The sequence below is a fragment of the Pseudomonas sp. NY15181 genome, assembly GCF_048068055.1.
In the GTDB taxonomy this organism is placed as follows: domain Bacteria; phylum Pseudomonadota; class Gammaproteobacteria; order Pseudomonadales; family Pseudomonadaceae; genus Pseudomonas.
Genome location: NZ_JBLUPT010000007.1, coordinates 255,482 through 270,489 on the forward strand (window position 1 = coordinate 255,482; position 15,008 = coordinate 270,489).

Consider the following 15,008-nt stretch of genomic DNA (forward strand, 5'->3'; position numbering starts at 1 on the left):
CGGCACCTCTGCTCAGAGCTCGCGCGAGGGCATCGACACGGGGCTTTCAGCCGAAGAGTTCGGCGTCCGCCAGCCGACGGCCTTCGCGGTCCTTCCCGGAGAGTGTGGGCTCGCCATCGAGCGGCCAGTCGATGGCCAGTTCCGGATCGTCCCAGGCGATGCAGCGTTCGTGCTCAGGGGCCCAGTAGTCCGTGGTCTTGTAGAGGAACTCAGCACTGTCGCTGAGTACCAGGAAGCCGTGGGCGAATCCCTCGGGAACCCACATCTGCAACTTGTTCTCTTCGCTAAGGAGTTGACCGACCCACTGACCGAAGGTTGGTGAGCTGCGGCGGATGTCCACGGCGACGTCGAACACCTCGCCGTGGACTACGCGCACCAGTTTTCCCTGGGCCTGATGGATCTGGTAGTGCAGCCCGCGCAGCACTCCGCGGGATGAGCGGGAATGGTTGTCCTGAACGAAATCGACCTTGCGAGCTATCGCCTGCTCGAACTTCTGCTGGTTGTAGCTTTCGAGAAAGAAGCCACGACTGTCGCCGAAGACTTGAGGTTCGATCACTAGAACATCGGGGATGGCCAGCGGGGTGACTTTCATCAGTAGACCGTTTGCGTCAAAAGGTGTTGGAGATACAGACCGTAGCCGCTTTTGGACAGCGGTGCAGCCAGACGTTGTAGGTCTTCCGGACTGATCCAGCCCTGGCGGAAGGCAATCTCCTCCGGGCACGCTACCTTGAGTCCCTGTCGGTTCTCCAGGGTGGCTATGAATTGGCTGGCGTCGAGCAGCGACTCGTGGGTGCCGGTGTCCAGCCAGGCATAGCCGCGGCCCATGATTTCTACCGACAGTTCGCCCTGCTCCAGGTAGTGGCGATTGACGTCGGTGATCTCCAACTCTCCGCGCGCGGAAGGGCGGAGGCTCTTGGCGATTTCGACGACACGCTGGTCGTAGAAATACAGCCCTGTCACGGCATAGCTGGATTTTGGCTGTGTGGGTTTTTCTTCCAGACTGATGGCCTTGCCGCCTGCGTCGAACTCCACAACGCCGTACCGTTCGGGGTCATGCACGTGGTATGCGAAGACGGTGGCGCCGCTTTTCTGCTGCATGGCGCTGGCCAGGAGCTCCTGCAGGTGGTGGCCGTGGTAGATGTTATCGCCCAGCACCAGAGCGCAAAGGTCGTCACCGATGAACTCCTTTCCGATCAGGAGCGCCTGGGCCAGGCCGTCCGGCGAGGGTTGCACGGCATACTGCAGGTTCAGGCCCCATTGGTTGCCGTCGCCGAGCAGTTGGTCAAAGCGCGGAGTGTCCTGAGGCGTAGAGATGATCAAAATGTCGCGGATGCCCGCCAGCATCAGTGTGCTCAGCGGGTAATAGATCATCGGCTTGTCGTACACCGGCAGCAGTTGTTTGGAGATGGCCAAGGTCGCTGGGTGCAGGCGCGTGCCCGAGCCACCGGCCAGGATGATTCCTTTGCGTTTCATACTGTTCCCTGATCCACGAGCTCTCTGATCATGCGCTGGACGTGGTACTTCCAGTCGGGGAGCACCAGGTTGAAAGTGTGTTGCAACTTGCCGTTGGCCAGGCGCGAGTTGGCTGGGCGTCTGGCCGGCAGTGGGTACTCATTGGTGGAGATTGGCGTCACGCGCTCTGGGGGCGCGCGTAACTTGACGCCCAGGCGGACGGCCTCGGCGATAACGAACTGCGCGTAGCGGTGCCAACTGGTTTCGCCACTGGCCACCAGATGATAGGTACCGCTGGCTTGGGCGCGCAGATTGGCGTCCTGGGCCAGCTGTTGCAAGGCCAGGGCTGTGACATCTGCGATCAGTTCGGCGCTGGTCGGTGCGCCAAACTGATCGGCAATCACTCGAAGTTCGTCGCGCTCCTTGGCTAGACGCAGCATGGTCTTGGCGAAATTGGCGCCGCGGCATGCGTATACCCAGCTGGTGCGGAAGATAAGGTGGCTACAGCCACTGTCCCGAATAGCCTGCTCGCCTTCCAGCTTGGTTTGGCCGTAGATACTCAGCGGACCAGTGGCGGCGTCCTCGTCGAAAGGATTGCTCCCGCTGCCATCGAAGACGTAGTCCGTCGAGTAGTGCACCAGCCACGCCCCCAGTTCGTTGGCCGCGTTGGCCAGGACGGCGAGTGCTTCGGCATTTATCCGGCGGGCACTGTCGATGTCGCTTTCGGCCTTGTCCACTGCCGTGTAGGCGCCGGCGTTGACGATCACGCTGGGTCGCTCAGCAGCGACGAGCCTTGCCAGGCCTTGCAAGTCGCCCAGGTCAGCGCTCTGCCGACCGCAGATCGTAAGCGGTGAGAGGGGGGACAGGGCACGTTGTAGCTCCCAGCCGACCTGCCCATTGGCACCCAGCAGAAGAATCTTTTTCATGCGTATTGCTTACCTACCCATTCCCGGTATGCGCCGCTGGTCACGTTATTCACCCAGTCCTGATGCTCCAGGTACCAGCGTACGGTCTTGCGGATGCCGGTCTCGAAGGTTTCAGCGGGCTTCCAGCCGAGTTCGCGCTCCAGGCGAGACGCGTCTATGGCATAGCGGCGATCATGGCCTGGGCGGTCCTTTACGAAGGTGATCTGCTCACGATAGCTCCTTCCATCGGCCCGAGGCTTTTCCTGATCGAGGATGTCGCAGAGCGTGTGGACCACCTCGAGATTGGCCTTCTCGTTCCAGCCTCCAACATTGTAGGTCTCGCCCAGTTGGCCGGCTTCCAGTACTCGCCGTATGGCCGCGCAGTGGTCTTTCACGTACAGCCAGTCGCGAATCTGCTGGCCGTCGCCATAAATCGGCAGAGCCTTGCCGGCCAGGGCATTGTGGATGACCAGAGGGATCAGCTTCTCGGGGAAGTGGTAGGGGCCGTAATTGTTTGAACAGTTTGTCGTCAGTACCGGCAACCCATAAGTGTGATGATAGGCGCGAACCAGGTGGTCGGATGCAGCCTTGGATGCCGAGTAGGGGCTGTTGGGCTCGTACCTGTTGCTTTCGCGGAAGGCCGGCTCGCCGACATCCAGCGATCCGTAGACTTCATCGGTGGACACATGGAGGAAGCGGAAGCGCGCCTTGTCCTCGTCTTGCAGGGCATTCCAGTACGCTCGGACCGCTTCCAGCAGGCGGAATGTGCCCACGATGTTGGTCTGGATGAAGTCTTCCGGGCCATGGATGGAACGGTCCACATGGGATTCCGCTGCAAAGTTCAGCACGGCGCGCGGCTGGTACCTGGCCAGCAGGCTCGTGACCAGTTCGCCGTCTCCGATGTCGCCCTGCACGAATGCATGTCGTTCGTCGCCGTTCAGGCTGGCCAGATTCTGGAGGTTGCCGGCGTAGGTCAGTTTGTCGAGGCTGATGACCTTTTCGTCATGGCCGGCCAGCCAGTCGAGCACGAAGTTGGCGCCGATGAAGCCGGCACTGCCGGTGACAAGAATAGTCATGTTGTCTTGGCCCTCATTAAATCGTCTGGAGGAAGCTTGGGACTGGGGTTGTCGGCAAGAGAATGGGTGTGTTCTCGGCGAGAGTGGTAGCGATTAGCAGAAACGCAATTTTGATGGGCTACCGCTGGGTCATTCGCCGTCTTATCCAAGGTATTTTAGATCGCTTAGGGCTGTGCTTCAGGCTATGCCTGCATTACGCAAGGGAGCGCCAGTACTCCGCCGTCACGCGACAAGTGACAAGCGACAAACAGTGGAAAATGGGCGGGGGAGTGAGCAGTGAACCAAGACCCGTTCGGGCATTTAGGGGCGGAAGGGGGTGCGCCATAGCCCCGTGATGGCCAGTCAGGCGAAGTCTGGTATCTAGACACAAAAAATCGCCAGCGCCTCAAGCCGCCAATCCGGGCGGCGCGAAATTTAAAGCTGACTACCAGGCTCAACCCTTTCTCGATTCGGCACTGACTAGAATTGAGTCATCCCAGAGATAGCCGTACAACGCAACAGGCAGGCGAGGGTCATTCCATACAATTCCGTCGAAGTAGGAATTGAATTCTCTCAGGAAATGTATTACCTGCGGATCAGCACCTTGGCAGTCCAGCACGCAATACAATCCATTTTCCCAGCAGGTCTTGAGCGAGCTGAGGGACAAGGGGAAATCCCGTCCTGTGAACGTCCTGTAGTCTTTCCACTTGAAGTTATCCGCTCCATTCCTGAGCCAGCGAGTGGAGTAACGACGGCGAACCAGGTTGGTTTTCCTGAATTGCGCAACGGCATCGCCTTGGGTGACCGAGCCAGAATGTACGCGATGTCGATACAGGGGCTTATCCAGATAGTGAATCCGGTGTTCTTCGGCGATCTTCAGCGCGAGATCCCAATCCTGCACACCTGAAAACTCCGAATTGCTGCCACGGACCTTCTGGTACACGGAACGGCGGATGACCTTCAGATGCGAAGCCACCATGCCATCGAGCAGGTCAGTACGGATGCGCTCCTGCGTCGAGAAGTGCAGATTGGCATAGCCGCCATAACGAGCCACGCGAACAGGCTGCCCCTTCTCGTCCACGTCTGTGCGGTCGGTGAAGACATAGTCCACTTCCGGATGCGCCTGCAAGCAATCGCGCACTGCTGCCAGGGCGCCGGGCTCCAACTCGTCATCGCAATCGAGGAATGCCACGAACTCACCGCGCGCCAGGTCGACGGCCACGTTTTGCGTTTGGCTGATCCCGCCGTTGCTGGGTTGGATTTGAATCCGTAGACGTGAATGGCGGGCCATCAGCGCATTCAGCAAGTCGGTTACGCGCGGGTCCGGCGACGCATCGTCCACGCAAACGATCTCCATCGAAACATCGCCCTGCTTGGCCAGCGACGCGAGGCAGCCTGGCAGGTACTGGTAATGGCCATAGATGGGGATCACAACTGAAATCAGCGGAGCCTCTGCATCCCTGGGAAGCACTTCCAGTTGGCGAAGAATCTGCTGAGGGTCGACAGATATCGGTGCGGCAAGCGGCTTCGCCTCCATCTTCTGCTGGTCTGGGCGGGCGTGGATCGCCGCGATCTCCTGTCTGTAGGTCGGATGTGCTCGATAGCACTGCTCGAACCACGAGACCACTGATTCGAAGAACAACGGCTCGCGCCCTGCAAGCATGCCATCGATCTTGAGCCCGGCCTGTAGCCAGGATCGTCCCATGTTGACGTACGAACGTCGCATGCTGCCTTCGTGTTGGCGGTACATGGCCCAATGGCCATGAATGTAGCCAAAGCGCGTTCCGGCCATGGCCAGTGACGTCCAGAACAGCCAATCCTCTTTGGCCCGGGCGTGCGTGTCGAAAGGCACATCGCCGAACACCTTGCGCCGGAACAGGCCGCAATGGATGGGGACGGAGAAACCACGCTCCCAGTGGTACAGGAAATCCTGTTCGCTCAGGTCGAACTGTGCAATGGCTTCGCCGGCCTTCGAGAAGATGGTGCGGGACTCGTCGCACAGCAAGAAGTTGCAGACCGAGACATCCAGGTGCGGACTCACCTGCAACTGCGCGACTTGAGCATCGATCTTGCCGGGAGTCAGCAGATCGTCCGCATCCAGCAGCTGGATGAACTGTCCCCGAGCCATAGCGATGCCGCTGTTGCGCGCCCCGGATAGCCCCTGGTTGGCTTGCCGATGAATGCGCACCACGCCTGGCGCCATCCGTTCAGCTTCGGCGAGAAGCCGATCAGTTTTCGGATCGGTACTGCCGTCATCAACCACGATGATTTCCAGCGAGTGACGTGACGCGGCAAGTACCGAAGCAACCGACTCCGGCAGGTAGCGTGCCTGGTTGTAGCAAGGGATTACCACAGAGACGAGCGGTGCGCTTTCGCTGGCCACAGCCTGCTCCGCCGGAGCACGGGCTGCCAGGGGAGACGACTCGCCCACGTACCCTGGTACGTCATTCAGCGCGCTGACGAAACTGTCCCAGCCATGGCGCGTCAGTACCCGCTCCAGCATCCGGGCCGCACGGGCTTCGGCCTCCTGGGGCGCGTCACTCAGGGCCCGCAGGGCCTGCTCGTAGTCGCTGACGCCAGGGCGTTCCGGCAGCGGGTAGCCGGTCTCTGTAGACACCAACTCGCCCACCCCGCCCACTGTCGGGGCAATTACAGGAATGCCCAATGCACCCACTTCGATAAGTATGTTGGGCATCCCCTCCCAACGGGAGGTGAATACGAAGGCATCGAAGTCGAAGCGCTCCAGCCATTCCAGTGGGGACGAGAAGGGGCCTTCGTAACTCAGGTTGGGCAACGTCGGAAGCGCGGCTCCGCTCTCAAGCACCACCTGGCCGAAAACGCGAAAGTCGGCGAAGGTGCAACGGCGCACCACATCCAGGAACAGGTCGACCCGTTTCTCAGCATCGAGTCTTCCGGCCCAGAGAATCTGGGGACGTTCCTTTCTCTGGCCGGACTCCTCCCGCCAATGGCGCTGACGTCGCGCGAGACGCTGATGGCCCAGCTCCAGCCCTGCGCCGTGAAGCAGTCGGCAGGGCTGGTACAGCGCGGCCATTCGTGCCTGCTCCTCGTCGGGCAGCTCGTACTCCCGAATGGCATCGTCAATGAAGCGCTGATTATCCGAAAGAAGGCCCGCGAGATGAGGCATGCCCTTTTTCAGGAAATAAGCCGCGTAACCGATCTTCTGTTGGCCGTCGGGCGTGAACTGGAAAGCAAAAATGCTGGCGAAGATCCGCGTGAATCGCTTCAGGCGCTCGCCCTCGGCCAGAATCAGGTGCCAGGCCACCTCACTGTTGATGTTGTGGAAACACCCAGGTTGAGCAGCCAGCAGCAATTCCCGCAGCAGGGCTTGTTTGCGGGCATGGCTCAAGTCATCGGCCAGGTAGTCGTCGAACACTACAAGGTGCACCCCATCGGGTATCACCATGCGGTCACTGATGAGCTTGCGGTCGGTAAGCAGCAGGACAACGGACTGGTCAGGGCGAAGCTGGCGCAATGCGCGGCACAGGTTCATGGCCACCATTTCCGCCCCACCGGTCGCCAGGAACGGCAAAGCGATCCAGTTGTCGGGTGGGCCATATTGTTGAGCGTGCCTGCTGATCGATTGCAGGATGTTCGCCAGAGCGACTTCCCGCACCGTATCGCTCTTGAGTGCTCCCCGATTCTCGGTAGGGAGCAATACAGCCCCCAATGCCTGGGCGAAAGCTCGCGGAGTGGAGGCCGAATTGATCGCCTGCAGCAGTGGAGTAAGCCGCTCCCTTAAACGCCACTTGATGGTTTGCGGCAAGGGTAATTGGTGATAAACCCTCCGGGCGACTGCATAAAGCTTTGGCGATAGAAACCGCATCAATTCAACCTTTCACTCACAACTTGAGAAATAGATCAGATTCACAGGCACAGGAATCACTTCCGCCGAAATCGTTGTAGAAAACGACCGATACTGGATCTAATTTTTTCTGGTATCGGTAGGCGGCGCGCCAAACGCTGTGTCATCGCAAAAATTCCGACTTTGCCATGAGAGTCGAAATGGCCGGAGCGGACGAAGCGAGTCATCCCTCTCAAGGGGCGCGTGAGTCGCCACGAGCGGCTGCGATATATCTCGGCCAGCGTCCCTTCCGCTGAACTAAGTCGAGTTTGGACCGACTTGATATCTGCGTGTTGCAAATGTGCGTGATGCCCGATTTCAGTAATCTGTGAAATAAGCGCATCGATTTGTCCGGTTAGAATATCGTTTTCGGCGCGGGCTTCAGCGAATTGGTTTTCGGCGACACTCGCACGCGTACGTTGCTGATGCACTTCGTTTCCAAGCTCGGTGACCTGCTGGTTGAGTGCGCCGATTTGCCCTGCCAGAGCATCGCTCTCGAACTGAGCCTCAACTAGCGCATTCTCCGCCGTTTCTGCGCGTTGAAATTGAAGCTGACTTGCACGGTCGAGTTCATTGAGTCGTGCAGAAAGGGTATCAACTTCTCTGACGAGGTCCTCCTGCCGAACTTTCGTTGCAGAAAGTTCGTCTGCCTTGTTATCTGCGCATTGACGATGCCAGTCGATGTCCCGTAGGGCGTCGGCAAGCCTGTCCTCCAGCGTCGGTGTTCCCTTGAAGAAAAATGGCCAGGGTGCGGGTCCGTCCGGGTTGCCGGGAATCAAGCACAGGTTATTGACTTCAGGATGGTTGATTAGTTCGCGCAACAGCAGAGTGCGCCAACTGGCACGTCTTTCCAGATTAAATCCGTGATCCGCAAGTTTGGGAGCCTGTATGAAGTCTTCCAGGCTTTGTGTGACTTGCAGGGCTTTCGATTTCTGATCGTAAAAGGAATTGCTGCTGCGTAACCAGCACGGAATGCCCGCGAGCTGTAACCAGAGCGCTACATGGTAGGAGCAGGAGTAACCGACCTGGCCAGTTATTTTTGGCTGATCGCGATCAGCCGGATTCGCAAAAATCAGCCCAACTAGATCAATAAATCGTGCGTCATAAAACGGGAATTGAGCGTCGAGTCTCTTGATCGTTTCGAAGGTGTCGACAACCTCTTGGCGTTTGTCCCGGAACGCCTGGAATATTGTAATTTGTTCCTTAGCGGGAGTCGTGGCCTGCAGAGCGCTCAGTTCAGCCTGTAGGGATAGATTAGCGGTGTAGTCCGACGCATTAAGATGCAATAGCAGGCCGTCGCCGCGCTTCAATCGGGTGCGTTGGGCAAGATCCTGTAGTGCTTCGGTCGCATCATCAAAGGAGTAATGAGGTTCGAAGCCCGCTTCCATCAACCATTGTCGCGAAAGTTCGTCCCTCACACCAAAGAGCGTTGGCGAAAATTCCTTGATATGTTGAGCAACCTTCTCCTGATAGGGGGTCGTCACTTGTTGCCCCGAGACGAAGTACCCTATTCCAGGTGTCAGGCGAAGGAAGTAACTGGCAACCGAAAGGACAAAGTCCCCCCACATGTTGTTGAGGTGCCCGCCTCCATAGAGATGAACGGCGGAAAGATTCCGAATTTCGCCAACCGGACTCAGTTTTGGAGAGTTTTCGTCGAGAACGAGGGGGTAGTCGGCAATATAGATTATAGCGTCAGCGCCATATGCCGATCTGGCCCATTGGGGAAAGCTGGGAAACCCGATGGAATTTGCCGCCATGACTGAAATAGTGGCGTATCGCTCCGTCTCTTTGGCTAGGCGAATGGTGTTCAGATGTTGCAGCACGTCGCCAAAGTTGCCATAGCCAAAGTCGCCACCAATCAGTATGATCTTCTGTTGCGTATTTTTTAGAACACTCAGGCTGGACTCATCTGCATAAAGGTAGAGATTGCTCATAGTTATTTTTACGCCGTTAAATTTCAAAAAACCTCGGAGACTCTCTGGAAGAACTCATGTTCCCCATGTCTCTCTTGTATAAGCGCACGTGCATTTTCTCGTACGGAGGAAATCAGGGACCATCGATCATACATGCGTTTCACGGTCTCTACATAAGCCCCTACCAAGGCGGCTTCATCGACCAGGTTAGGAACCAAGTAGCCTGTCTTTCCATCTAAAACAGCTTCGGAAATTCCTCCTATGTCCGGAGCAATGACTGGAAGTCCCGCTCCCATAGCTTCCAGGATGATATTTGGCAAGCCGTCGAACGCGCTCGTGTAGAGAAGTGCGTCGTATTGATCGATAGGAAGATCGGCGAATTTTGAGAACTCGCCCTTCCAGGTCAGTCCCAGGACATCAAAAAGCGCCGGGCTGTAAGGGGGTTCGATATGCCCATAAACATCAATGCACAGGTCAGGCATGCTTCGACGCAATGCTTCCGCTGCCAAGCGCATCAGGTCCGGTCGTTTCTGTGTGGAAACCCGCGATGCCCATAACAAGCGCATGCGAGGCTTTTCGATGTTGGTAGAGAGTTCGCGTGAGCTGTTGCAGCGCGCATAAATCACATGATATTTGGAGTCTTGCTGTCCGAGGAACTCAGAGTCTTTTAGTCTTATGGATTGACAATCTGAAACAAGCTTGTCAATGAAAGCGATGTTTCGGCGCAAGAATTTTGCACCCCAGGCACTCGGGACGCGATAGTCGCGCCAACTATGGTTGTCGTCACAGAAACGATAATAGATAGTCTCCAGTCTGACAGACAGTGCTGGGCCATAGCTATCCATTAAGTTGTGAGCGAACTCACTTGCCTTAAGGTGCAGGCGAGCGTCCTGGGTGACGGTTGCAAGGATGGCGCGAACAGCAAGAGCGTTTCTGTCCGCATCATTCAATGAGGGGAAGCTGTTGAACAGGTCGACGAACACACTGCCTTTAGGTAGTAAAGAGGCCCATTCGTGCTTGCTCGCAGCCTGCCCTGTCAGAACCAGTATCCGTTTAGAGATACCTTGGCTCTGTAGGTTTTCCAGTATTTGAAGAATATATTTTTCCGCACCGCCAGGCTTGAGCCATGGCAGGAGCACTACGTCGGTGAAAGGCCGGGGGCCGAGCAGTCCGTACAGCCTTTCAAGTCGAAATCCCCAATGCTGTCCATCCCACGGAACGGGGCAATAGCTAGGCGCGCTCTCTATGCGTTGCGGCTCAATTTCCGGGTCGAGTGCAGCCGCTTCTGCTATATCCCTTGCCATCCCTTCCAGGGCCAGCAATTCTTGCGCAAAATTTCTCCCATGGAGGTATTGGCGTTCACGCAAGAAGGATTCCCAAGCGGGGTGCTCATCCCGTGCTCTTACCATAAAGTCGCGGAAGTACGACGGCTCAAACAGCGGTAAGTGCGGAATCAGTCGCGCGGAAACCGCGTTGGCCTGCTTAAGGAGGCTATCCCCTCGCTGTCGGTAGAAAAATACCGTGCCGGGAGCAACTAGGAAGGTGAAACCGGCGGCGAGCAAGCGGCAATTGAAATCCCAGTCCTCATAGGCAAACCCAGTTGTGACCTTGAGATCAAGGTAGCGCAACTCTTTAAATACGGAGGTTCTTACAAATATCCGGGATACATAGGGGTGCTGGAAAGCAAAGTCTGCCGCAGTCAGCCACTCTGAGCCAAAATAGCGCGCAACATGATAGTGGCTGCCGAATGCAGCGAGATATTCGATAAAGACCGCGACGTTCTTGTCAGGGTGTTTGCGCGCTGTCTGTACGAGTTGGACGATGGCGTTGCGTGCAGCCAGATCATCCGCATCGGCAGTCCAGACAAATTCCCCGTCGGCCAATGCTACGCCGGCATTGCGTGCTAGGCCTAGCGAGCCTACGTCGACTTCAGTCGTCTTGATCGCTGTAAAGCTTTTGAGCGGTGTTGACTGAAATACAGCCAAGGTCGCCGCGTCGCTTCGATCGAATACGACTACCAACTCGACGGTGATTCCATGTCGGGCCGCCTCGCTAGCACAGGCATCCAATGAATAAAGCGTGGGCCTCAGGTAAAGAGATTCCCTATGAATATTCAAAACAATGCTAACGTCCATTTTCATCCTTGGTATGTCACTTCGAATGGCATTTTAAATTTAAACCACATGGGATTCTCATTGTCGGTGAGCACATCGAACACCATGGCTAGTTCATCGGCAAACACCACCACATTGTCGCTACGATCCCACTTGCTGACCTGATTTATCCGGAGGGCAACCGAATAGGACTGCCCTCCCCGCAACAACATGCTCGACATGAAGGTGAAGCGCACCTTCTGACCGGCAGCGAGGTTGAGGCTTTGGCGATGGGTATTGAAATAGCTTTCCCCGGTCAGTTCCTGGCCGAACTGATCCTTGATCAGGAATCCGACGCTGATATTCCGGACCGCTTGATGCGCCTCCAGATCAAACTCCAGGGCGAACCGCTCTCCTTGCTGCAGGTAGTCGGTTATCTGGCCCTGTGAGTTTCTGACTTGCTTGGTGAGTACCGATAGAACGGATCCACCATCCAGGGCAGTGGGCGTGGTGGCGTTTTCAGTCGTCTCGGCCGTCGCAGCATGTTCAACGTGCTCCGGAGAGTCGGGTACCTGCATCTCGGGAGTCTCTGGGACTTCATGGTGCTGGGCAGATTGCAATGTGATCCGGTTATGCTCGATGAACACGTCATTCATATAGGCGTTGGTCACCTCAGTGACTCCGCCTTGCATCTTGATGGTTCCTTTCTCGAGCCAGACGGCTTCGTCACAAAGGGCACGTACGGCTTCGATGGAGTGGCTCACGAAAAGAACGGTGCAGCCGCTTTCCATCAGGGTGCGCATTCTGGCCATGCTTTTGTGCTGGAACCATGCGTCCCCCACACTCAATGCCTCGTCCACGATAAGGATGTCCGGTTCCACGTTGACGGCCACTGAGAAGGCCAGTCGCGCGAACATGCCGCTGGAATAAGTCTTGACGGGCTGGTGGACAAAATCACCGATATCGGCAAAGGCGAGAATGTCATCGAGCTTTCTGCTGACCTCCTCCGGAGAAAGTCCAAGAATCTGACCATTCAGGTAGATATTCTCGATGCCGGTGAATTCAGGGTTGAAGCCGGATCCCAACTCCAGCAGTGCAGCTACTCTACCGTTGACCTCGACATCGCCATGACTTGGTGAAAGCGTCGCGCATATAATCTGCAGAAGTGTTGATTTGCCAGCCCCATTCTTGCCCAGAATGCCAATGACCTTTCCTCTGGGGATGGAGAACGAAACATCCCTGATTGCCCAGAATTCTTTGAAATAGCTCTTTCCAAAACGCCCCAAGAGCATCTGCAGCAGTCGATGATGAGGTTTCTCATATATCTGGTAGCACTTCCCCAGATTTTGAACACGGATAGAGAAGTCAGAGGACATCGGCAAAACCTTTTCGTGTTTTCTGGAACCAGATAAATCCGAGCCAGGCGAAGACGAGCGACACTGCACTCCAGTTGGCCCAGCTGAACCAGTCAAGGGCTCGATTCCAGAGCATGAGATTGCGAGCATCTTCAACGATGTAGGTCAGCGGGTTGAGATGCATGAACCATTGATATTCTGCGGGTAATGCTCCAATGGGGTAAAAGATCGGAGACAGGAACATCAAAACCGTTGTGACTACACCAATGAACTGGCCTACGTCTCGCAGGTAGACACCCAGCGATGCAAGAAGCCATGACAGTCCCAGTATCTGCAGGCATAGGGGGACCATGATCAGGGGGAGAATCAGTATGGTCGCGGGTGGTATGCCGAAGAAGATGATATAGAATCCGAGCCATACGAGCAGGCTGATCACCATGTGAAATAAGGCTGCGCCCAATGCGATGATTGGCAATATCTCCAGTGGGAATATTACCTTCTTCACATAGTTTGCGTTATTCAGAATAAGGTTTGGCGCCCTGTTGATGACTTCGGAAAATAAATTGAATATGAGAAGTCCGGCAAACAGTACCAAGGCAAACTCGACCTTCGAGCCAGAGCCCCCCTGCCAGCGAGCCTTGAAAACAACACTGAATACGAATGTGTAAACGGTCAGCATCAGTACCGGGTTGAAGAATGACCAAAGAAGCCCCATGGCCGATCCTCGGTACTTCCCTACCACGTCGCGCTTGACCAGATTGAATATCAAACTTCGGTGAGTCAGGATCGATCGCCAAAATGCTAATGGCGATACTGATCGAGTTGCGTGTGGATTCATGTGTGTTCCTTTGTTTGTTTCTTGCGAGCGCCTAGGGGTTAACGCAAGGCATCGCCGTGGCGAGCTGCTTGGCCGCCAGCTGCAGCCCTCCACAAGGTCTTTGGCTGCGACGTTGGATATGACAGGCGTCCTGAGTTTGGCTGGAAGGGCACAACTCGGAGCGGAAGCGTCGAGATCGCTCTTGGATGAGCGCATGCGATGCTCCCGCCTGTCGGTGTGCCGGGTTTCAGGTTGGTTGCGTGGAGCGACAGGCGGACAGCGTTGCTTGCTTCGCTAGACCGGGGCCGCCGATCGACTACAAAACTGCTACCAACGAAGCCCGTGTTGCCAGTCACTAGGATTGCCATGGCTTAAATTTTCTTGAGAAGAGCTGCGGCGACCAATCCAAGGTTACCGAGCAGAGTCTGGCGGTAGATGCCGCTGTACTTGAGGTGGTAAAGGCGGGGGATAAGGCTCATCTGGCGCGCCCTGCTGAAGCGTTCGAGCATTTCCCGACTTTCCGGTGTCAGTTTGTCATTCAGCTTGCGGAGTGCGGCGATGTTAGCATCATTCCAGATGCGGAAGTGACCTGCCCCTAGCTGGCTGATGCGCTTTAGCCGGCCTTGCCAGCTGGTGTTCATTCCTGCAAGATTCTTGCCGTGCTGGCGATAGCGTAGCGACGGATAGTGGTCGAAAAAGACTGAGCCGCCACAGCCAGCAACCACGATATAGGCCCACCAATCATGAGAGGGGACGGGGAAGTCGTACCCTGCCCCACGGAGCAGTACCCTGGCTGCATTGTTAAAAACGATGGTGTTGCCGCCGCCAATGCTCTGTACCAGAGCATTGGCAAAGCTGGGTTCCCGGGAAAACAGCGGAGACAAGCCAATTTCGTGGTTGTCTTCATCGACGAGTCGGGTGCGGGAGCAATAGAGCGCAGGCTTGTCGGCGGCAACGGTCTCCAGCCACAGCAGGGCTCGCGCTAGTTTGTCCGCCTCCCAGATGTCGTCCTGATCGGCGTAGGCGTAGTAGTCCGCCTTGATATCCGGATTGCAGGTCAGTGAAAGGAAGTTAGCGGCAAACCCTTTACCCGGTCCTGTAAGTACACGTAAGCGATCGGCGGGCCAATGCTGTGCATAGGCATCGAAAATTGCCCGCGTGCCATCTCTGGAGCCATCATCCGATGCCCAGACTTCCCAGTTGCTGTGCGTCTGGACAGTGAACGAATCGAGTTGCTCCGGGAGGTAGTGCTGACCTTGGTAGGTCCCCATCAAAATGGCTACTTTTGGCGGCTTCCCGTTATCCGGTGCTGCATAGGCGGCCTCCTGGTGGCCAGCATGTTGGTAGGGGGCAGTCATCAAAACCTCCATGAGCCTCCCGCACTCTTGTCCCCTGGGCATGTGCAGAAATTAACTGGATGGGGACTCGGTTAGCGGAACGGACTACAACGACCTTTCAAAGTCGAATTCGTTCCGCCAGTCAACGAGAAATTTCGTTGTCTCCGGCTGCCTCGCGGCCATCGGGCTTATAAATGTCGCTGGACATTTTAGCCGGTG

General features: G+C 56.4%; 10 protein-coding genes. All 10 read right to left on the reverse strand.

Annotated features, from left to right (window positions below; translation table 11 throughout):
* Positions 1-46: 46 nt before the first annotated feature.
* The gene (gene rfbC, locus ACNFBT_RS18025) at positions 47-592 is read right to left on the reverse strand and encodes a dTDP-4-dehydrorhamnose 3,5-epimerase (RefSeq protein ID WP_416751603.1); all 546 of its coding nucleotides are present in this window, start codon (positions 590-592) and stop codon (positions 47-49) included.
* Complete coding sequence (rfbA, locus tag ACNFBT_RS18030; RefSeq protein WP_416751605.1) at positions 592-1,473, reverse strand: glucose-1-phosphate thymidylyltransferase RfbA; 882 nt, start codon at positions 1,471-1,473, stop codon at positions 592-594. The genes rfbC and rfbA overlap by 1 nt, the downstream gene beginning before the upstream one ends.
* Entirely contained in the window at positions 1,470-2,378 is a 909-nt protein-coding gene (gene rfbD / locus ACNFBT_RS18035; protein ID WP_416751607.1) for a dTDP-4-dehydrorhamnose reductase, read from the reverse strand. Before rfbD ends, rfbA begins: the two co-directional genes overlap by 4 nt.
* On the reverse strand, positions 2,375-3,433 hold the full coding sequence (gene rfbB, locus ACNFBT_RS18040) for a dTDP-glucose 4,6-dehydratase (protein WP_416751608.1): 1,059 nt from the start codon (positions 3,431-3,433) through the stop codon (positions 2,375-2,377). Before rfbB ends, rfbD begins: the two co-directional genes overlap by 4 nt.
* 433 nt (positions 3,434-3,866) lie before the next feature.
* The gene (locus ACNFBT_RS18045; protein WP_416751610.1) at positions 3,867-7,196 is read right to left on the reverse strand and encodes a glycosyltransferase; all 3,330 of its coding nucleotides are present in this window, start codon (positions 7,194-7,196) and stop codon (positions 3,867-3,869) included.
* 116 nt (positions 7,197-7,312) lie between these two features.
* The gene (locus tag ACNFBT_RS18050; protein WP_416751612.1) at positions 7,313-9,208 is read right to left on the reverse strand and encodes a polysaccharide pyruvyl transferase family protein; all 1,896 of its coding nucleotides are present in this window, start codon (positions 9,206-9,208) and stop codon (positions 7,313-7,315) included.
* Between the two features lie 23 nt (positions 9,209-9,231).
* Entirely contained in the window at positions 9,232-11,328 is a 2,097-nt protein-coding gene (locus ACNFBT_RS18055) for a glycosyltransferase (RefSeq protein WP_416751614.1), read from the reverse strand.
* Positions 11,325-12,656 carry an ABC transporter ATP-binding protein gene (locus ACNFBT_RS18060; protein ID WP_416751616.1) on the reverse strand — a complete coding sequence of 444 codons (1,332 nt, stop codon included), beginning with the start codon at positions 12,654-12,656 and terminating at the stop codon, positions 11,325-11,327. Before ACNFBT_RS18060 ends, ACNFBT_RS18055 begins: the two co-directional genes overlap by 4 nt.
* Positions 12,646-13,473, reverse strand: coding sequence for an ABC transporter permease (locus tag ACNFBT_RS18065; RefSeq protein WP_416751618.1), 828 nt, complete (start codon positions 13,471-13,473; stop codon positions 12,646-12,648). The genes ACNFBT_RS18060 and ACNFBT_RS18065 overlap by 11 nt, the downstream gene beginning before the upstream one ends.
* Before the next feature lie 350 nt (positions 13,474-13,823).
* Positions 13,824-14,810, reverse strand: a complete 987-nt coding sequence (locus ACNFBT_RS18070; RefSeq protein WP_416751620.1) for a glycosyltransferase family 2 protein — start codon at positions 14,808-14,810, stop codon at positions 13,824-13,826.
* Positions 14,811-15,008 lie beyond the last annotated feature (198 nt).

Bases quoted from the DNA above. Each gene is read 5' to 3' on its own strand.
- rfbC (WP_416751603.1), bottom strand. From the start codon at position 592: ATGAAAGTCACCCCGCTGGCCATCCCCGATGTTCTAGTGATCGAACCT.
- rfbB (WP_416751608.1), bottom strand. From the start codon at position 3,433: ATGACTATTCTTGTCACCGGCAGTGCCGGCTTCATCGGCGCCAACTTC.
- ACNFBT_RS18055 (WP_416751614.1), bottom strand. From the start codon at position 11,328: ATGAAAATGGACGTTAGCATTGTTTTGAATATTCATAGGGAATCTCTT.
- ACNFBT_RS18070 (WP_416751620.1), bottom strand. From the start codon at position 14,810: ATGACTGCCCCCTACCAACATGCTGGCCACCAGGAGGCCGCCTATGCA.
- rfbA (WP_416751605.1), bottom strand. From the start codon at position 1,473: ATGAAACGCAAAGGAATCATCCTGGCCGGTGGCTCGGGCACGCGCCTG.
- ACNFBT_RS18060 (WP_416751616.1), bottom strand. From the start codon at position 12,656: ATGTCCTCTGACTTCTCTATCCGTGTTCAAAATCTGGGGAAGTGCTAC.
- rfbD (WP_416751607.1), bottom strand. From the start codon at position 2,378: ATGAAAAAGATTCTTCTGCTGGGTGCCAATGGGCAGGTCGGCTGGGAG.
- ACNFBT_RS18050 (WP_416751612.1), bottom strand. From the start codon at position 9,208: ATGAGCAATCTCTACCTTTATGCAGATGAGTCCAGCCTGAGTGTTCTA.
- ACNFBT_RS18065 (WP_416751618.1), bottom strand. From the start codon at position 13,473: ATGAATCCACACGCAACTCGATCAGTATCGCCATTAGCATTTTGGCGA.